Origin of the sequence: Pedobacter cryotolerans (assembly GCF_005116475.1) — a bacterium.
Lineage (GTDB): Bacteria > Bacteroidota > Bacteroidia > Sphingobacteriales > Sphingobacteriaceae > Pedobacter > Pedobacter cryotolerans.
In genome coordinates this window covers 93,492-113,891 of the sequence record NZ_SWBO01000001.1, presented here as the reverse complement: position 1 = coordinate 113,891, position 20,400 = coordinate 93,492, and the positions used below count along the sequence as shown (strand labels likewise).

Sequence of the window (20,400 nt, the reverse complement as noted above, 5' to 3'; positions counted from 1 at the left end):
GTAATTTTTTAATCTCTTCTGCCACCAAATAACATTGATGCGTAGTAAAGTAAATTGGCTAAAGCACCCAAAGCCGCTACAACATAAGTCATGGCAGCCCACCATAAAGCATCTTTTGCCTGTACATTTTCTTCATCAGTTTGCATAACGCCTCTGTTGTTTTTTAACCAAATTAAGGCTCTCTTACTGGCATCAAACTCCACTGGTAAAGTTATAAAGCTAAAAATGGTTACCAAAGCTAAGCCAATTACACCAATGGCTAAAACTATAGGCGAACCACTAAAAACCATCAGCATAATACCTAGCAAAAGTACCCATTGCAAAAGGTTTGATGAAATGCTTACAATTGGCACCATGCTAGATCTAAATTGTAACCAACTGTAGGCTTTGGCATGTTGTACGGCATGACCACATTCGTGTGCGGCTACAGCTGCTGCTGCCACGCTACGTCCATAGTAAACATCTGTACTTAAGTTTACTGTTCTGGTTTCTGGATTATAGTGGTCAGTTAATTGCCCTTCTAAACTGAGCACATTTACATCGTAAATTCCATTGTCGTGTAGCATTCTTTCGGCTACTTCTTTGCCCGATAAAGCAGAGTTGAGTTGCATTTCTGCATATTTTGCGAATTTATTTCTAAATCTCCACTGCACAAACATGCTCAACAGCAATACCGGGATAATTAAAATTAAATAGGTTCCCATATCGATTTTGTATGTTTTTCTTTTTCGTTAAATCAAAAAGTGTTCCCATCTTTAAATCAGTTATGCATATTTAAATTTAGTGGAGATGTCATTTAACTTATCCTACTGGGAAAAAAAGAACTTTTTTAGTGCCGATGTAATCGTAATTGGTAGTGGTATTGTTGGTTTAAATGCCGCAATTACAATTAAAACTAAAAACCCAAAAATTAGCGTTATAGTACTAGAAAGAGGGTTTTTGCCAGCAGGAGCAAGCACAAAGAACGCAGGATTTGCCTGTTTTGGAAGTATTTCTGAGCTAATGGAACAAGAAAAATTATGTGGCACTGATGCTTTACACAGCTTAATTTCAAAGCGATGGAACGGTTTGTTGAAACTTAAAAATTTGCTTGGAGATGACAATATTGCTTTTGAAAATTATGGTGGTTATGAACTTTTTAAAAATGAAGAGTCTACTTTGGCAAATGATTGTGTATCAAAAATTAGCCATTTTAATAGTTTAATTGAAGATATTGTAAACAAAAAGGACACCTACTATGAGGCAAGTAGTAAAATAAATTCATTCGGTTTTAGTGGTGTTGAAACTTTAATAGAATGCCAACTCGAGGCACAAATTGATCCGGGTAAAATGATGAAAGCTTTAATTGCTAAATGTAGTGAGCTTGGTGTGATGGTTTTAAATAATTGTATGGTAGATGCTATTTTTGAAGAAAATGATGGCTGTTCAATTACAACAAATCAAGGTAAATTTATAGCTAAAAAAGTGTTGTTAACCACTAATGCTTTTGTTAAAGGTTTGGTGCCTAATTTGGCAGTTTCTCCTGGTCGTGGACAAGTGATTGTAACCTCGCCAATTAAAAACTTAAAGGTAAAAGGTACCTTTCATTACGATAAAGGTTATTATTATTTTAGAAATGTAGATAATCGCATCCTTTTAGGTGGTGGAAGAAACTTAGATTTTAAAGCCGAAGAAACCACTGAGTTTGGAGAGACCGAATTGGTGCAAAATTCATTATATCAATTATTAAAGGAAGTTATTATTCCAGAAACTGATTTTGAAATTGAGCATAAATGGAGTGGAATTATGGCTTTTGGGCCTCAGCTAGCTCCAATTATTAAAGAAGTAAAGCCCAACGTTTTTTGCGCAGTGCGATGCAATGGAATGGGTATAGCGATTGGTAGTTTTATTGGGGAAGAGGCAGGGGAGATGGTGGTGGAGAGTTTGTAATTCCTGCTTGTCGTCAAGGCTGTATCAGAATTAAAAATTTTAAGAAAATTAAATTTGGCGGTTTCGTCATGCTCAGCTTGACTGGGCATCGTAATGCACTTGATAAGGGCTAATCATTGACTTTTATTGCATTACGATTCCCGTTTTCACGGGAATGACGACCATACAAAATATTATTCTGCCAATCAATCTTTAAAATCTATTCTGATACAGCCTCCTTTCCTGCGTGCCAGATGCTGAAATAAATTAAGCAGGACGAACTCTCACTACTCAAAAACAATCGTTTTATTTCCACTCACAAAAACACGGTCTTCTAAAACCTGTTCAAGTGCCTTGCTTAGCACCGATTTTTCAATTTCTCTTCCTGCAACCGCCATTTGTTTGGCATCAAAAGTATGATTTACATGGATGGTTTGTTGCGATATAATTGGGCCTTCATCTAAATTATCAGTTACAAAATGTGCAGTTGCACCAATAATTTTTACACCTCTTTCAAAAGCTTGTTTATACGGACTAGCTCCAATAAATGCTGGTAAAAAAGAATGATGAATATTAATGATTTGATGTTTGTATTGTGCATTAAATTCTGGTGAAAGTATCCGCATAAACTTGGCCAGCACAATATAATCTAACTCATAATTAGATAAAATACTGGTAATTTCGTTCTCAAAATCAGCTTTGCTTTTAACTTCATGAGAAACAAAATAGAAAGGAACATCAAATTTTTCAACAAAATCTTTTAAAGTTTCATGGTTTCCAATCACACATTTTACAGTTGCTCCAAGTGTTTTAAAATGAGCTCTTACCAAAACATCTGCCAAACAATGAAATTCTTTGGTTACCAATAATGCAATGCTTTTTTCTGCCTTTGGCACTAAACGAACATCGGCAGCTGTTGGTAAATTGTTGATTAATTCTTGTTGTAAAACTGATAGATTATCAATTATTCCACTACATTCTATTCGTGTAAAAAACTTTTGTTCAGCTTCATCTACAAACTCTCGCATGGCGATGATATTTAATTGATGTTGCGCTAAAATTCGGGTAATGTTGCTAACTAAACCAACGCTATCTTTACATTGGATTAAAATTAAGAGGTTATTCATGAGATAAATATTAAGATTTAGCAAGTATAAAAATTTAGCTAATCAATATTTATTATTTTTGATAAAAATATTAGCAAATGGAAATTGCCATAGTTGTAACTTTAGTTATTGTTGTATTGTTGATGATTGTATTATTGATGCGAAAACCAACTAATAGCAATGATACCATCAATTATTTAAAGGAAGAAAAATTAAAACTAAGCGATGAATTAAATGATTTACGTGAACGTTTTAATTTGGAAAGAAGTAATTTAATTAAGGCAGAAGCTTTGGTTAATTCTTATCAGGATAAATTAAACGAGCAGCAAAAAAACTTGACAGATTTACAACAAAAATTTACTTTAGAATTTTCTCACATTGCCAATAAAATACTGGATGAAAAATCGTCAAAATTTACTGCACAAAATCAAACTAATTTAGATACGATTTTAAATCCGCTAAAAGCAAATATTAAATCTTTTGAAGAAAAGGTTGAGAAGGTTTACCAAACTGAAGCTGCAGAAAGAAGCCAATTAAAAGGAGTTATTTTTCAGTTGATGGATCAAAGTAAGCAAATCCAGCTTGATGCTAATAATTTAACCAAAGCTTTAAAAGGAGATAGCAAAAAACAAGGAAATTGGGGTGAAGTTATTTTAGAAAGGGTATTAGAGCGTTCTGGATTATTAAAGGATAGAGAATACCGAATTCAAGCTAGTATTAACAGCGAAGGCGTCCGTTTTCAGCCTGATGTGATAATTGACCTGCCTGATGAAAAACATTTGATTGTAGACGCTAAAATTAGCTTAGTTGCTTATGAAAGAATGATGAGTGCAGAAAATGATGAAGAAAAATTAATTAATCTTAAACAACATTTAATTTCTGTTAAAGCTCATATTGATGGTTTAGCTGGTAAAAATTACCAAAATCTATATCAAATTAATTCTCCAGATTTTGTGTTGCTGTTTATGCCAATAGAATCTTCTTTTAGTGTAACCGTACAGGCCGATAATGAATTGTTTAATTATGCTTGGGATAGAAAAGTGGTTATTGTAAGTCCGACTACACTTTTAGCAACTTTACGCACCATTGCCAGCATTTGGAAAGTAGATAGGCAAAATAAAAATGTATTTGAAATTGCCGAAGAAGCCGGTGCTTTATACGATAAGTTTGTTGGCTTTTTAGCCGATATGGAAAATATAGGCAAACACCTTAATCTAACTCAAAAAGCACATGATGATGCTTTTAAAAAGCTTCAATTTGGTAATGGTAATTTAATTGGAAAAGTAGAAAAAATTAAAAAATTAGGAGCGAAGACAAAAGCTAATAAACAGATTGATAGTAAGTTTTTGGAGGATGGAGATTAATTTGTAGAGTCGTCATACCCAGCTTGACTGGGTATCGTAATGCAACTAGCTAATTTATTTGAAAATAACACCTTTTTATTGCATTATGATTCCCTTTTTCACGTGAAGGATGGGATCCTATTCATAAAATATTATCCCAACCCGGTTAATATGTTCAATTAAATCTGGATTTGATATTTGGGAGAAAATTGATATATCAAATGTATAAGGCAGCATTAAATCATCCAAAATAACAGCTATTTCATTTATTGTTTTTAGATTAAGGTTTTCTCCAATAAAGGTAATGTCAATATCAGAAAATGGTTTGAAATTTCCTTTTGCCCTAGAACCATAAATAATTACCTTATCAACTTCCTTATATTTTTTAAAAACCTTCTTAATTTTATTTATTTCATCAACTGTTAATCCGTAAGTCATTTAATTATTAAATAAATCAGTTTGCATTCCAGATCTAAGTTCTTCCATTTTTATAAGAAAATCATTAAAAGCTTGATAATAATCTTCAATTATTAATCTATAAATTTCGTTAGCTGTTTCTTTATTGTAAGTATGTGAGGTTCTGTTTCTATTTTTTATCATATCCATCCAAACATCTCCATCGCTAATTAATTTCATTTTAAATGCTTCTCGTGTTGCATCTCTTGATCCTGCTATTTCAGAATTACCTTGATATTCAGCATAATCCTTCATCACGTTCCAACCAAGTTCATGCGTATATTCAAAACGCTGAATTAATCCTTCCTTGATAATTTCATCCAAAATAACTTCTGAGTTTTCTAATTCATCAGTTTTAAAATTACTTTTAACATATTTAATTCCTTCAGAAAATTTAATGAAAGCCTTCGAATAATTTGAAAACCTTTGTAGCCATCTTATATCTTTTTCCATAATTAAAATAATAATTTATCCCTTAAAGGCATTCCAACCTTGCGCTTTTATCTCATGAGAAACATTTGATTTAGAAATCATATTACAACCTGCACTTTTTTCGGTGATATGACCAATGATACTGATATCAACATCATTTTTCAGCTTTGCGTAATCACTTTGTTTAATGGTAAACAACAACTCATAATCTTCTCCACCATTTAAAGCACAAACCGTGGGATCTAAACCTAGTTCACGAGCGGTTTCATAAGTCATTGGATCAATCGGAATTTTTTCTTCGTACAACGTACAGCCCTTTTCAGACTGTGTACAGATATGCAAAATTTCTGAAGCTAAACCATCAGAAACATCAATCATAGCTGTTGGTTTGATCTTCATCTGAGCTAATAAATCAACAATATCTCTTCTTCCCTCAGGTTTTAATTGGCGCTCAATAATGTAATCTTTACCCTCTAAATCTGGCTGCAATTGTGGATTTTCTAAAAAGATTAATTTCTCTCTTTCTAAAATTTGTAAACCTACGTAAGCACCACCCAAATCTCCAGAAACGCATAATAAATCACCTTCTTCAGCTCCATTTCTATAACAAATATCTTCCGCCGCTGCATGACCAATGCTGGTTACTGAAATTACCAATCCTTGTTTACTTGATGAGGTATCGCCACCTATTAAATCGATATTAAATTTATTACAAGCCAGCTCAATTCCCTTGTAAATTTCTTCTACAGCTTCTAGAGGAAACTTGCTCGAAATACCTATTGAAACAGTTATTTGAGTAGCAATTCCATTCATTGCATAAATATCACTCAAGTTTACTTGAACAGCTTTATAACCTAAATGCATCAATGGTACGTAGGCCAAATCAAAGTGAATTCCTTCTAACAATAAATCAGTAGAAATCAATACCTGATCTTTAAAATTTAATACTGCAGCATCATCTCCAACGCCTTTTACACTAGTTTCGTGCTGTATTTTAAAGTTAGTTGTTAAGTGTTTTATCAATCCAAATTCACCTAAATCTGATATCGCTGTGCGTTCTTTATTTTCAAACATAATTTTTTTTAATTTTTGTCATCCAGAGCGCAGCGAAGGATCTCTCCAATGAGATTCCTCTGAAGTCGGAATGACAATTCTCAATTACAACCCTAAACTTGCCGAAATCTCTAACATTCTTTCTATCGGTTTGCGAGCTGCTACAATAATATTTTCTGGTACTGTAACTTCAGGCAATCCATTTTTTAAACACAAATACAATTTCTCTAATGTGTTTCTTTTCATGTAAGGGCAATCGTTACAAGCACAACTATTATTTGGCGGTGCCGGAATAAATGTTTTAGTAGGGCAAGCTTTTTCCATTTGATGGATAATTCCGCTTTCTGTAGCTACTATAAACTCCTGAGCATCATTGTTAATGGTATATTTTAATAATCCAGTTGTGCTACCAATATAATCTGCCATAGCCAAAACAGCTTCTTCACATTCTGGATGTGCAACAAATTTAGCATTTGGATGGCGTTCTTTTAACTTGGTAATTTTTTCACGTGAAAAAATTTCATGCACCATACAAGCACCATTCCACAACACCAAATCTCTACCTGTTTTTTTTGCTACCCAAGCACCCAAGTTTTTATCTGGTCCAAAAATAATTTTCTGATCTTTTGGTAAGCTTTCCACAATTTGTACTGCATTTGTTGAGGTGCAAACAATGTCACTTAAAGCTTTCAGCTCTGCTGTACAATTTACGTAGGTAATTACCAGGTGATCCGGATATTTTTCTTTAAACTTTTTAAAAAGATGAGGTGGACAACTATCAGCCAAAGAGCAACCTGCTTTTAAATCTGGTAATAAAACGGTTTTTTCTGGAGATAAAATCTTCGCAGTTTCTGCCATAAAATGTACACCAGCAAAAACAATAATGTCTGCATCGGTTTTAGCTGCTTCTTGGGATAAACCCAAACTATCACCAATATAATCTGCAATATCTTGTATATCAGGTTCTTGATAATAATGAGCCAATATTACTGCATTTTTTTCCTTCTTTAATTTTTCAATTTCATCAAATAAATCTAAAGTAGGATCAATGTGTTCATCAACAAATCCCTTTTTATTTAATTCTTCTAAAACTTCTAATGTCATCATCAATTCTTTTTTATTGGCAGCTAACTTTTGTAAAGATACCGAGTTTCAACAGTACAATAGATTCTAATTATTTTATATAAAGAAGAATCTTATTACTTATTAAGGTGTTGGTAGTGTGAGTAAGTTCTTAATTTTTATAGTGAAATGTAAGTTATCACATACTTACCAACATTTATTATTCATTTGTTTTTTAAAATTGGGTTGATTTACAACGTTATACTTTTTAGTATATAAACTTATCAATACTTAATTGTGTATTGTTAACCTTGGTGTAAAAAGTTAATAAACTATGCAAAGTTGCTTAAAAATAATGTAAAAGATTGTGTCAAATTACCTTTTTAGCTTAGCTTTAAACATTCAAAAATAGTTGTTAGTTTAATTTGTACATTCTATTCACACTATTTATGATGTTATTAACATGTTGTTGATTTACGTTAAATTTAATGAGAAAAACTGATTTTTTGGTTATAGGTTCGGGTATTGCAGGTTTAAGTTTCGCTTTAAAGGCTGCCCAGCATGGTAAAGTGTTAATTGTTACCAAATCTAACGAAGATGAATCTAATACAAAATATGCACAAGGCGGCGTTGCGGTTGTTGTTGATGAATCTGATTCTTTTGAAAAACATATTGAAGATACATTAATTGCTGGTGATGGTTTATGCGATGAAAAAATTGTTGAAATTGTAGTAAAAGAAGGTCCACAAAGAATACAAGAGATTGTAGATTACGGAATTAACTTTGATAGAACCAATGCAGGGGAGTATGATTTAGCTAAAGAAGGTGGTCACTCAGAACATAGAGTTTTGCATTTTAAAGACATTACGGGCTATGAAATAGAGCGTATTTTGTTGAAGCAAATTCATGCAAATCCTAACATAGAGATATTAACGCATTACTTTTGTTTAGAGTTAATTACCCAACATCACCTTGGTAAACATGTTGATAAAAGTAGTGATGATATTAACTGTTATGGTATATATGCCTTTAATACAGAGCTTAACGATGTGGAAAAGATTTTGGCAAATGTTACTTTAATGGCAAGTGGTGGTGCTGGTCATGTATATTCTAATACTACAAACCCGGTTATTGCCACAGGCGATGGAATGGCAATGGTGTATAGAGCAAAAGGAAAAGTTAGAAATATGGAGTTTATTCAGTTTCATCCAACTGCTTTGTATCATCCAGGTGAATATCCTTCTTTTTTAATATCGGAAGCTGTACGTGGTTTTGGAGGTGTATTGAGAAGAAGAAATGGAGAAGAATTTATGTATGAGTATGATGAACGTGGATCTTTGGCACCTCGTGATATTGTAGCTCGTGCTGTTGATAATGAGATGAAAAAATCTGGTGATGATTTTGTTTACCTCGATATTACCATGAGAAATAAGGAAGATATTTTAAAACATTTTCCAAATATTTACGCCAAATGTTTATCCATTGGTATAGATATGACTAAAGATTTTATACCTGTTACACCAGCTTCGCATTATATGTGCGGTGGTATTTTGGTTGATGAATATGGTAAATCGTCTATAAAAAATTTATATGCCTGCGGCGAAGTTTCATCAACAGGTTTACATGGAGCAAATAGATTGGCATCTAATTCATTGTTAGAAGCAACGGTATTTGCACATCGAATATATTTATCAGCGTTAGAAAGTTATAAAAATAATATTATACCTGATGAAATTCCAGAGTGGAATGAGCAGGGTGTAACACAATCTAACGAAGAAATTTTAGTTACACATAACCTACGCGAAACTCAAAAAGTGATGAGTGATTATGTTGGTATTGTTCGCTCTGATTTTAGATTAGATAGAGCAATGCGAAGGTTATTTTTATTATATGAAGAAACGGAAGAATTTTATAAAAAGAATAAAGTTTCTGTTAAGCTTTGTGAATTACGTAATGTAATTCAAGTAGCTTATATGATCATTAAATCTGCTAAAGCTAGGAAAGAAAGTAGAGGTTTACATTACACTACAGATTATCCAGCGCATCAAAAAGAATTAATAGATACAATTATATAGTTGTCATCCTGAGCTTGTCGATGGATTTACTAAGGGTCTTCGACGAGCTCAGACTGACAACCAGTTTATCTCAATACTAAATAAAATGCCAGTAATACTACCAGTTAAAGATATCCACCCAAAATGGGGAGAAAAATGTTTCATTGCACCAAATGCAACTATAGTTGGCGATGTTGTAATGGGCAACAATTGTTCTGTTTGGTTTAATGCTGTAATTAGGGGCGATGTAAATAGCATCACCATTGGTAATGATAGCAATATACAGGATGGGGCTGTAATACACGCTACATACTTAAAAGCAGCAACTTATATAGGTAATCGAGTTTCTGTGGGTCATAACGCAATTGTACACGGTTGTGAGGTTAAGGATCATGTATTGATAGGAATGGGTGCGATAGTTATGGATAATGCCATAGTTGAGGAGTATTGCATCATTGCGGCAGGGTCGGTTGTTTTGGAAAACACCATTTGCGAGACAGGTTACTTATACGCAGGTACACCTGCAAAAAAAATAAAGCCCATTACTGATGAGCAAAGGGCTTTACTGAATAAATTACCTGATAATTATATTATGTATGCTGAATGGTTTAAATAATTTTTTCTTCAGTTAAACTTATTTACAGTTGTTAAAGAACTTATTAGGGGTTTGGAATTTTTGGTATAAGTATTTGCTCTCTTCTTTCAAAATTTGCTCTGATAGAAAATTCTTTAGGTTCATACCAAATCAATTCTGGTTGTATTCCTTGAGCTACATTTCCAGTATCCCATAATCCATTTTTATTGTCATCGTAAACTATTCGGGCAAAGTAAATACCAGATTTGTAATTGGCAAAAATTACTTGCCCGCTTTTTAAAATACGTTGACTGCCAACAACTATTTCTTTCTTTTCATTTACCAATTCTAGGATGTAGTTTTTTGTAGTATCTGGTACGGTTACATTAATATATAATGAGCTGTAATTATCAGATTCATCTAAGTCAAAAGTTTTGGTAATTTCCTTATTTTTTGAATTTAGAAAACCCGTAACTGCATTTTCTCCAATTTTAAGAATATATTTTTCTTTCTTTTTCCATGGATAAGAAAAAGTATAGGATAAGATATCTAGACTATCTTTGGTTAGTGTAAAACCTTTTCTGGGTATAGAATCTTCTAACAAGGTCACTTTAGAAATGTCAATATTCTCGATAGGAAAGTTAAAGTTGAGTTTTAAATCTTTAAAAGGATTGAGCATGTTGCCAATTAAATTATCGCCAGCTTGTATGTTTCTGGTGTAAGTATCTTTTTTAGATCTTGTAAATTTAACGGTATCTAAAGCTTTACCTTCATCAATTATGGCAACTTTAACAGAGTCGAAAGATAAATCTTTAAGCCAGACCTTAAGAGAATCATTGTTTTTGGTAAACCGTACTATTTTTCCTGCATCAATTCCTGCGGGGTCAATTACCTTAATTTCAGGTTTTCTTAAACGTTGATTAAACTCCATATTGATGCTACCATCAGTATTTAATCTTCTGTCTACAATTCTAAAATCTTTAGCTAACTCCTTAAATATGTTAAGTTTAAGTGTATCAATATTTTTATCGAGTACAAAGGGTTCTTTAATATACCCAATTTCATCCGTAAACTGTTGATAGATTTTATCTCCTCCAGCTTCCTTCAAAGCATAAATTTTGTAACTGTCTTTTCGTAAATTGCTGAGCTTAAAATTTCCACTACTATCTGTTAGCGTATATATAGCAGGTTTTCTTTTTCCGAAAATGGTATCACGAGCCAAAGGTAAAATGAATACTAGTGCGTCTATTTCATTTGCGCCAGTTAAAGCGTTTTTCACATTTCCACTAACACTTAGCGAATCGAGGGTAGGGCCAGTTGAAAAAACATAGGTGAAATTTTTGATGAAGTTACCTTCTGTAATATCAGCTATTGCTTTACCAAAGTTTAGGGTGTAAGTTGTATTTTTTTCTAAGGTATCTTGCAGCTCAATTTCTAGTCTCCGTAGTTTAGCTTTTAAAATCGGAGGTTTTTCCATTTCTGGTGAAATAGAAAATTCTTTAAACTCATTAGCCAATTTGATAAACTCATCAAAATCAATTGTAATTTTCTCTGCTCTAAAATTAGTCGACAAATCCTTCGGCTCCATCTTTAAAACTTTGGGCGGATTGGTATCTCTTGGCCCGCCTTGAGGCGTTTGTATGCTTGCACAGCTGTAAATTAAGCAGGCAAGTAATAATAGATAATAAAAATACCCTAAGCTAAGCTGTCTTTTAATTTTGCCCATTTTTATTAGCTGTGTTTAATTTTATATAGTTTTTGAAGATTGTTATTTAGAAAACGAAAAAACGCGTTAAATCGCTTAAAAATAAGTCATTAAATTTTGTTGTTTAAATAATTGAAAATCAACAACTTATATTTTATTTAGTGATATGAACCATTAAAACTGAAATATCTGATGGAGAAACACCTGATATTCGTGATGCTTGGCCTAAAGTTCTAGGCTTTATTTTTAGTAATTTTTCACGAGCTTCCTTTGAGAGTGATAAAAGTTTGTTGTAATCGAAATCTGGATTGATATTTTTATCTTCCATCTTTTGCATTTTATTTACAATCTCATTTTCTTTCTCAAAATAGCTTTCGTATTTAATTTTAATCTCAGCCTGTTCAACAGTTTCTGTATCAAATTTACTCAGCAATTCATCAAAAGGCTTACTAACTTTTCTAATATCTTCAATACCAACTTGCGGGCGGCTTAGTACATTAAATAACTTAACATTTTGATTTAAAGCAGCAGTTCCTAATGTTTCCAAAAGCTCGTTAGCCTGACTCATTTCTATTCCCTGTTTTCGGGTAAATTCAACGATAGCATCAGAGTTTGCAATTTTGTCATTTACAAGTGCTAAGCGTTCATCGTTAATCAATCCTAATTTGTGTGCAATAGGAGAGAGTCTTATATCTGCATTGTCTTGACGTAATAGTAAACGATGCTCTGCTCTTGATGTAAACATTCTATAAGGTTCTTCGGTTCCTTTGGTAACTAAGTCATCAATTAAAACGCCAATATAAGACTCAGAACGCTTCATAATTAGCTCATGTTGGTCTTTTACCTTCTGATGGGCATTAATTCCTGCTATAAAACCTTGACTAGCAGCCTCTTCGTAACCTGTTGTTCCGTTAATTTGTCCGGCAAAAAACAAATTGCTGATTAATTTAGTCTCTAATGTTAAACTTAACTGTGTAGGTGGAAAATAATCGTACTCAATTGCATAGCCTGGTCTAAACATTTTTGCATTTTCAAAACCTGGAATTTGTGTTAAGGCTTTATACTGTACATCTTCAGGTAACGAAGTTGAGAAACCATTTACATAAATTTCACAAGTGTTCCATCCTTCAGGTTCTACAAAAATTTGGTGTCTTTCTCTTTCTGCAAAGCGATTAATTTTATCTTCAATAGACGGACAATATCTCGGACCTAAACCTTTAATTCTGCCTGTAAACATAGGCGATTTTTCAAATCCCTCTTTTAAAGTTTCATGAACATTACCGTTGGTATAAGTAATCCAGCAGCAACGCTGGTCGGCTGGTCTTGCAACGTCTGTATAAGAAAAGCGTCCAGGATTTTCATCACCCCATTGCTCTTCCATCAAGCTATAATTTAACGAACGGCCATCAACACGGGGAGGGGTTCCTGTTTTCATTCTTCCTGCTTCAAAACCTAATTCGGTTAATTGTTCAGTTAAACCTGTTGCAGATTTTTCGCCTGTTCTACCGCCTCCGAATTTTTTCTCCCCAATGTGTATTATTCCGTTTAAAAAAGTGCCGTTTGTTAATACTATAGATTTTCCTAAAATCTCAACTCCTAGTGCGGTTTTAACGCCAACAGCGGTATTGTTTTTAATAATTAAACTGCCAACCATTTCTTGCCAGAAATCCACGTTAGGTGTTGCTTCTAGTGCCAGTCTCCATTCTTCTGCAAATCTTTTCCTGTCGTTCTGTGCTCTTGGGCTCCACATCGCAGGGCCTTTAGATTTGTTAAGCATTCTAAACTGTAACGTGGTTTTGTCTGCAATAATTCCAGAGTATCCACCCATTGCATCAATCTCTCTCACAATCTGACCTTTCGCCACACCGCCCATAGCGGGGTTGCAACTCATCTGCGCTATGGTCTCCATGTTCATGGTAACCAATAATACAGAAGAGCCTAAATTGGCAGCGGCAGCAGCAGCTTCACAGCCTGCGTGACCAGCGCCAACTACTATAACATCGTACTCTTTAAACATCTTATTTAATTTGTTTCACGTGAAACGTTATAAATTTTATTCCTAATATATTTTAATTAGCAGTTGTTTCACGTGAAACAACTGCTAATTTTTTGAAGCATTCATTACTATTACGCACTAATTGTAGGCTATTTAAAGAATAAAACAAATTATCCGCTTACGTCAATTTTGGCAATAAGATATGATTGGCGCATATTATTAATTTGTCTTGTCTGAAAGTTCTACCCAACGCCCCATCACTACTTCCAACTCTTTATTTAATAGATCGATCTTTGCTGAAGTTTCTTGAATTTTCAAATAATCCGTAGCTTCAATCATCCCTAATAACTTGGTAAGTTCTTCTATTTCATTTTCTTTTTCAGCAACTTTCTCTTCAATTTCATCTAATTCTTTTTGTTCTTTAAAGGATAATTTTTTAGTTGGGGAAGCAGTTTTTGTTTCTTCAAAAGTAGTTTTCTTAGTAGATGGATTTTCTTTTGGCGTATCTAAGCTAATGCGGTATTCAGAATAATTACCATTATAAATACTTACATTTCCTTCACCCTCCATAATAAATAATTGCTCACTCATTTTGTCCAATAAGTATCTATCGTGAGAAACTAGAATTAATACCCCAGGAAAGTTTTCTAAAAATTCTTCTAAAACATTCAACGTATCGATATCCAAATCATTGGTAGGCTCATCCAAAATTAAGAAATTCGGATTTTGCATTAACACCTTCATCAGGTGTAAACGTTTCTTTTCACCACCACTTAATTTCTCTACCATGCCATGTTGCTTTTTAGGTGGGAAAAGAAAAAGTGTTAATAGGGCAGAAGCAGAAATCGTTTGTCCATCTGCCATTTTAATATATTCGGCATCAGATTTAACAATATCGATAACTCTTTCTTTTTCGTTAAAAGCTAAACCACCTTGTTTATAATATCCATAAACAGTAGTATCGCCAACATCCACATTCCCTTTTTCTGGTTCTAAAAAACCAGTAATAATATTTAACAAAGTTGATTTGCCGGTCCCATTTTTCCCTGCTAAACCAATTCTATCGCCTCTCTTAAAAACATAAGTAAAGTCATTGATGATTTTTTTATCGTCAAAAGTTTGCCCAATGTGATTTAGTTCTAATATTTTATTTCCCTGACGAGACATTTTCACATTTAACGTAACCTTTTGATTGTCAGAACGTTGTTTAGTTTTGTCCTCTAAATCATAAAACGCATTAACTCTTGATTGAGATTTAACCGTACGAGCAGCTGGCATGCGCCTCATCCACTCTAATTCTTTTTTCAATAGATTTTTATTCTTCTGAAAAGTGCTCTCGTCTGAAGCTTCACGTTCGCTTTTTTTCTCTAAGAAAAAGGCATAATTTCCATTGTAATTATAAATTTTTCCTCGATCTAATTCAACGATGGTATTACATACATTATCTAAAAAATACCTATCGTGTGTTACTAAAAGGATGGTTTTATTACCAGAAGTTAATAGCTTTTCTAACCATTCAATCGTATCAATATCCAAATGGTTGGTAGGCTCATCAAGCACATAAATTTCTGGGTCTTCAATTAATAACTTAGCCAAAGCCAACCGTTTTTTCTGTCCGCCAGATAGTGTAGAAATTTTTTGCTGCAAATGATTAATGCCCATTCTACTCAAAATCGTTTTGATTTCGTGCTCATATTCCCAAGCATTATGCTCGCTTAATTCTTCGTATAAACGGTTTAATGTTTTCTCATCCGGATTAGGATCTTCAATCAATTCCTCATATTCTTTAATCAGCTGTTGCTGCTTATTTTCTAAGGAGAAAATAAAATCACTAATTGAATAGCCATCAGGAAATGAAGGTTCTTGATCTAAAAATCCAATTTTGACTGCTTTATTTTTTACAATCTTTCCTTCTAGCGGAGAAAATCGGTCAGCTAATAATTTTAAAAGGGTACTTTTACCAGCACCATTTATACCAACCAACGCTACGCGTTGGCCAGGGTTAATGCCCAGTGTTAAATTTTTGAAAAGCCATTCATCATGGTATCCATGGCCTAAGCCTTCGGCTGCAATTAATGTGCTCAAAGTGTTTTTTAACGAATAATGTGTGAGAAAATTACTGCAAAAGTAAGGATTAAAATTTTGGTAAAGGCGATAGGAGTAGTTAGAGGCAAAAGAATTACTTAAAAATTGCTAAAAGGCAAGTTGCCAAATAGCTTAATTCAGATTAAACTTCTCTTGCTTAACCTTAATCACATTCGAAGTAAACATGATAGAAACGATTAAAATACCGATTACTACAGCTAAAAGCAATTGAATATTCGAATATATATTAGTGCCAGCGATAATGCTTTTGGATTCTTTTATCAATTCTTCGCCAACTTTGGTTTGTATTTTGGTTAAAGCAGTTAGATTTTCGAATATTTGTTGGTAAGATTTGCTGGCTGTTTTGTTAAACTCCAGTAGAGTGGCTGTTGATGCCTCAATAGGAATATTCAAAATCTTAGCTTCTAACTTTTTATTCTCAATTAATTTGTTTTTAAGTTGTATCAAGTGGTTTTTCTCGTTTCTCACCAAAAATGTTTGCTCATACTTTTTTAGTAACGAATCGATGGTTGTATTATGTTTGGCTAGTTTTTCACTCAATTGTTCATCAATAGTTGTTGCACTTAAATGATTATCAACCAAAAAACGTTTGGCATAAATACTTTCAGAAATATAGAATAAATCTGTAGCTGGAATTAGCCTATCATTATACAATGAAGTAAAAGCATTACCCATGTTTTTAATGCTGTGATCTTCTAAAACCCTAATTAAAATGGTGCAAACCATAATGCAAAAAAGTAAAACAGCAACTTTAGTTTTTTGCTTAATAGAATGGGTAGCTTTCATGACAATTTATTTGGTTCATTGCAAATTAACCAAAGTTATTTACTTTACCTAACGGATAAATTTACCTCATATAAAAAGGGTGCACACAGATAGAAGGGTTCAGTTAAAAATAAAATCTGTGTTGAACTGTGGTTTGAAACATACTAAACTTATAAATAATGATTTATAAACTGAAAAGATGATCATAGATAAAAATAAGCTATAGTCGAAAAACCATAAAGCAAAAAAAATGCAGACATCCACCTGCATTTTTAAACTAAAACTAAACTAAAATTTATGATGTGTTATGAATTTTAACGTGCTACAAGATCATCTGATGTTGGTAAAACATAAGCTTCAACACTTGCTTTTGCCACCATAACGTTATTTGATTTAATGCTTGTGCTTTGCGCAACAAACTGATCCATGTTTACTTTTGCCACGCTACCTAAAATAGCATTTAAAGTCTCAGTAGTGCCGGCTAAAGTTAATTTAGCATTACCATTTACATTGGTATTTAAGCTAATGGTGTTGGTATTCAATTGGGCTGTTGCGTTATCTTTTAAGTTAACCGATAAATCTAGTCCACTAAATCTTCCGAATGTTTTTACGCTTGCATCATTAGAAGCGGTAATTTCATTAATTTGAGCTGCATAAACTACCACCGTTAAAGTTTCTTTTTCGAAAGAGCTAATGCGCAACTCGCCATTTTTTTGTTGTACCAAAGCATTTTTAGAAAAATAGTTGTCGTAAACCTTTACGCTTTCATCGGCGCTTTGTACTAAAATTATTTCTACATTACCTGATACATTAATTTTGTTCACTTTTTTAACTTCGGCCAAAACCGTTACTTGTGGGTTGTCTGTAGTTTTGTTGGCAAATGCAGAACCAGTAAATAATACACCTGTTAATGTTAATGCTGCTGCTAAATTTTTGATAGAATTTTTCATGTCTTTATATTTTAATGTTTTTAAATCGTTTGTTTTAAACCAATTATTTTAAGCTGGTTTCGTATATAAGACTGCTGCAAGCGCAAAAGGTTGCAGCGTAATTGCCTGTATTATACCTACATCATGTAACTCTCGACGAACGCCTGTAATATTTCGACAAACCCGATGTAATTTTTAGACAACTACCGAAATGATTTTTGCTTTTGGAGCGCAAAGTCTGTTTAAATCACTCCACTTGTTCCTGTATTTCGCTTGTACGCCTTGCTTCATCGTTATGCTCTTTGCTGCGGGATAATCATTTAATGTGATTAAGTTTAGTGACGATGTCAGTCTGAGCGCCTGCCTACCGCAGGCAGGCGCTCAGACTGACAATTATTTTTTATTTTCTTGTTAACTTAATGATTGGGGTACCGCTTCACCCAGGGCTAAGCACAAACCGACTGCATCTATTGGCGGTTTAAACCCACCATTCACAATAAACCCGGTGGCAGCGGCATACCCCCGATGTTAGCTTTTTACTAAAGGTTTTAATGGTATGCTTAAATATGTTACAGGCTTATCGGGGGATACAGCGAACAACGGGACTGAAAGCCGCCATTCACACAAGACTTTCATTTTCTAAAAATTAAAATATTGCGTTTACTTGCTGCCATTAAACCATTTGGTAAAAAAAATAGTCACAAACAGATTGAGAATACAAATTAGATTTTACTTTTGCTTAAACCATAAAACTACCATGAAAATTTTTGCCTCTTTAGCAACGATTGTGCTGCTTTCTTTTGCACCTAAAACTGACAAGCCAAAACCTACAAAAGCGCAGCTTTATGTTGCTAATTACGAAAATGTATTAGGTACATCATTAGAGTTTAAATTTACAGCTACCACTGAAGCCGATGCTGAAAATGCGGAAAAGGCTGCCTTGAAAGAAATTGATAGATTATCAGCCGTATTGAGTGCCTACGATCAAAATAGCGAATTTAATAACTGGATGAGACATGAATTGAACAAGCCGGTAAAAGTTTCAGCAGAATTATTTAATATGCTAAGCCTTTTTGATGATTGGAAAAAACGAACCAGTGGAGCTTTAAACGCATCAGCAGCAGTTGCAAACCAATTATGGACTGCCGCAGCCAGCAAAAATGTTTTACCATCAAAAGCCCAATTACTAACAGCAGTTAGTTTAATGCAACAGAAACATTATCAATTAGATAAGAAAAATTTAACAGCAACTAGACTAACAAACGTGCCTTTGGTAATGAATACATTTGCGAAAAGCTATATCATTAATTTAGCTTGTGATGCGGCTTTAAAATCAGCAGATATTACTTCGGCTGTGGTAAATATTGGAGGAGATTTGGTAATTAAAGGTGATGTATTGGATGCTGTAAATGTTACAAACCCTTTAGCCAACGCAGAAAACAACACTCCTTTAGCACAGCTTTTGGTGAGCAATAAAGCAATTGCCACAAGTGGAAATTATAGAAGAGGTAACCAGATCGGCAAAGAGTGGTATGCTCATATTATAGATCCACGTACTGCAAAACCTGTAGTTGGTGTAATTAGTGCAACCGTAATTGCCAATAATGCTACTGATGCGGGCGCTTTGGCAACTGCATTTAATGTGCTTTCTTTAAGCGAAGCACAAAATTTAGCAGCAACAATTGAAGGCGTTGCATATTTGGTAGTTACCAAAGGTGGTAAAATGGTGGAAAGTAAAAATTGGAACTTATTTGTAGATCGTTCTAAAAAAGAAGAAAAAAACAATGTTCAGGCAATTATGGTTGGATCAGAAAAAGCTTGGGATCCTAAATATGAATTAACCATTAATTTTGAATTTAATAAAATTGCAGGTAATAGTCACCGCCCATTTACTGCAATTTGGGTAGAAAATGATAAAAAGGAAGCGGTTAGAAATTTAGCTTTGTGGTTTAATAAAGCTAGATGGGTACCCGATTTAAGGAATTGGTACAAAATTAATAGCGTAAAATTTAAAGCCGATAATAAAAATTATGCTTCGGTTACAGGGGCAACTCGTAATCCGGGTAAGTATACCGTTAAATGGGATGGTAAAACCGATAATGGAGAATTTGTACCGCAAGGTAATTATACCATCAATATAGAAACTTCTAAAGAACATGGTACTGATGAAATTTTGCGCCAAACAATGGAGTTAAAAAAGGCTACTAAAAAAGTATCCAATAAAGGCAATGTAGAAATCTCAAACGTAACATTCGATTTTCGTAAAAAGTAGATGACTGTGATTGCTAATAAAAAACCTGTAAAAGCGAATAATCCTAAAAAAGAAGTGGCCAAACTTTCTCGTTGGTTGCACATCTATTTATCAATGGTAAGTTTTGCTATTGTGTTGTTTTTTTCTGTTACCGGCTTAACTTTAAATCATCCTACTTGGTTTGGCGGCGATAAACAGATAGAAACAAAATATAATGGCAAACTAAATATCAATTGGGTAAATAATCCAGATACAAACAAGGTTGCTAAACTAGAAATTGTAGAATTTTTTAGGAAGAAGCATAGTGCTAAAGGATTTGTAAGCGAGATTAGAATTGATGAGACCGAAATTAGCGTATCGTTAAAAGGACCTGCCTACGGTTTTGATGTATTTATTGACAGAGCGAATGGCGCTTATGAAGCTTCAGAAATTAAAATGGGTGCCGTTGCCGTGATGAATGATTTGCACAAAGGTCGCGATTCGGGCTCAGGCTGGGCTTGGGTTATTGATATTTCGGCCATATTTTTAATCCTTGTTTCGCTAAGCGGATTAATTTTGTTGCTTTTCATGAAAAAGAGAAGAGTAGCTGGTTTGGTTAGTGGCGTAATCGGATTGATCATTTGCTATTTGATTTATGTTATTTTTGTTCCTTAATTTACC

17 protein-coding genes are annotated in these 20,400 nt (G+C 33.6%); 6 read left to right on the top strand and 11 right to left on the bottom strand.

Features of this window, described 5'->3' with window-relative positions; all coding sequences use genetic code 11:
• Window positions 1–8: 8 nt before the first annotated feature.
• Window positions 9–704, bottom strand: coding sequence for a zinc metallopeptidase (locus FA045_RS00530; protein ID WP_136873351.1), 696 nt, complete (start codon window positions 702–704; stop codon window positions 9–11).
• Window positions 705–789: 85 nt separating this feature from the next.
• Between FA045_RS00530 and FA045_RS00525 the strand changes: the two genes are divergently transcribed.
• Complete coding sequence (locus FA045_RS00525; protein WP_136873349.1) at window positions 790–1,929, top strand: NAD(P)/FAD-dependent oxidoreductase; 1,140 nt, start codon at window positions 790–792, stop codon at window positions 1,927–1,929.
• Between the two features lie 266 nt (window positions 1,930–2,195).
• Here FA045_RS00525 and purU read toward each other — a convergent pair whose 3' ends face one another.
• Complete coding sequence (gene purU, locus FA045_RS00520; protein WP_136873347.1) at window positions 2,196–3,035, bottom strand: formyltetrahydrofolate deformylase; 840 nt, start codon at window positions 3,033–3,035, stop codon at window positions 2,196–2,198.
• 77 nt (window positions 3,036–3,112) lie between these two features.
• Here purU and FA045_RS00515 point away from each other — a divergent pair, with 77 nt between their 5' ends.
• Window positions 3,113–4,378, top strand: a complete 1,266-nt coding sequence (locus FA045_RS00515) for a DNA recombination protein RmuC (RefSeq protein ID WP_136873345.1) — start codon at window positions 3,113–3,115, stop codon at window positions 4,376–4,378.
• 117 nt (window positions 4,379–4,495) lie between these two features.
• Here FA045_RS00515 and FA045_RS00510 read toward each other — a convergent pair whose 3' ends face one another.
• From FA045_RS00510 to nadA, 4 genes are all read right to left on the bottom strand, one after another.
• The gene (locus tag FA045_RS00510; RefSeq protein ID WP_136873343.1) at window positions 4,496–4,795 is read right to left on the bottom strand and encodes a nucleotidyltransferase domain-containing protein; all 300 of its coding nucleotides are present in this window, start codon (window positions 4,793–4,795) and stop codon (window positions 4,496–4,498) included.
• Entirely contained in the window at window positions 4,796–5,266 is a 471-nt protein-coding gene (locus tag FA045_RS00505) for a nucleotidyltransferase substrate binding protein (RefSeq protein ID WP_136873341.1), read from the bottom strand.
• Between the two features lie 15 nt (window positions 5,267–5,281).
• Complete coding sequence (gene thiL / locus FA045_RS00500; RefSeq protein ID WP_136873339.1) at window positions 5,282–6,319, bottom strand: thiamine-phosphate kinase; 1,038 nt, start codon at window positions 6,317–6,319, stop codon at window positions 5,282–5,284.
• An 84-nt stretch (window positions 6,320–6,403) separates the two neighbouring features.
• Window positions 6,404–7,402 carry a quinolinate synthase NadA gene (gene nadA / locus FA045_RS00495; protein WP_136874371.1) on the bottom strand — a complete coding sequence of 333 codons (999 nt, stop codon included), beginning with the start codon at window positions 7,400–7,402 and terminating at the stop codon, window positions 6,404–6,406.
• Between the two features lie 446 nt (window positions 7,403–7,848).
• Here nadA and nadB point away from each other — a divergent pair, with 446 nt between their 5' ends.
• The gene (gene nadB / locus FA045_RS00490; protein WP_136873337.1) at window positions 7,849–9,435 is read left to right on the top strand and encodes an L-aspartate oxidase; all 1,587 of its coding nucleotides are present in this window, start codon (window positions 7,849–7,851) and stop codon (window positions 9,433–9,435) included.
• Between the two features lie 85 nt (window positions 9,436–9,520).
• Window positions 9,521–10,030: a gamma carbonic anhydrase family protein gene (locus tag FA045_RS00485; RefSeq protein WP_136873336.1), complete on the top strand. Its 510-nt coding sequence runs from the start codon at window positions 9,521–9,523 to the stop codon at window positions 10,028–10,030.
• Between the two features lie 43 nt (window positions 10,031–10,073).
• On the opposite strand, the gene FA045_RS00480 is transcribed toward FA045_RS00485, so the two are convergent.
• From FA045_RS00480 to FA045_RS00460, 5 genes are all read right to left on the bottom strand, one after another.
• Window positions 10,074–11,714: an Ig-like domain-containing protein gene (locus FA045_RS00480; protein ID WP_136873334.1), complete on the bottom strand. Its 1,641-nt coding sequence runs from the start codon at window positions 11,712–11,714 to the stop codon at window positions 10,074–10,076.
• Between the two features lie 133 nt (window positions 11,715–11,847).
• A complete protein-coding gene (gene mnmG, locus FA045_RS00475) occupies window positions 11,848–13,710 on the bottom strand; it encodes a tRNA uridine-5-carboxymethylaminomethyl(34) synthesis enzyme MnmG (RefSeq protein WP_136873332.1) in 1,863 nt (620 codons plus the stop codon).
• A gap of 198 nt (window positions 13,711–13,908) precedes the next feature.
• Window positions 13,909–15,774, bottom strand: coding sequence for an ABC-F family ATP-binding cassette domain-containing protein (locus FA045_RS00470; RefSeq protein WP_136873330.1), 1,866 nt, complete (start codon window positions 15,772–15,774; stop codon window positions 13,909–13,911).
• 132 nt (window positions 15,775–15,906) lie between these two features.
• The gene (locus FA045_RS00465) at window positions 15,907–16,581 is read right to left on the bottom strand and encodes an MCP four helix bundle domain-containing protein (protein ID WP_136873328.1); all 675 of its coding nucleotides are present in this window, start codon (window positions 16,579–16,581) and stop codon (window positions 15,907–15,909) included.
• Between the two features lie 293 nt (window positions 16,582–16,874).
• Window positions 16,875–17,510: a GIN domain-containing protein gene (locus FA045_RS00460; RefSeq protein ID WP_136873326.1), complete on the bottom strand. Its 636-nt coding sequence runs from the start codon at window positions 17,508–17,510 to the stop codon at window positions 16,875–16,877.
• A 736-nt stretch (window positions 17,511–18,246) separates the two neighbouring features.
• On the opposite strand from FA045_RS00460, the gene FA045_RS00455 reads away from it, so the two are divergent.
• A complete protein-coding gene (locus FA045_RS00455; RefSeq protein WP_136873324.1) occupies window positions 18,247–19,761 on the top strand; it encodes a DUF2271 domain-containing protein in 1,515 nt (504 codons plus the stop codon).
• Window positions 19,762–20,394 carry a PepSY-associated TM helix domain-containing protein gene (locus tag FA045_RS00450; RefSeq protein WP_136873322.1) on the top strand — a complete coding sequence of 211 codons (633 nt, stop codon included), beginning with the start codon at window positions 19,762–19,764 and terminating at the stop codon, window positions 20,392–20,394.
• Window positions 20,395–20,400: the final 6 nt, after the last annotated feature.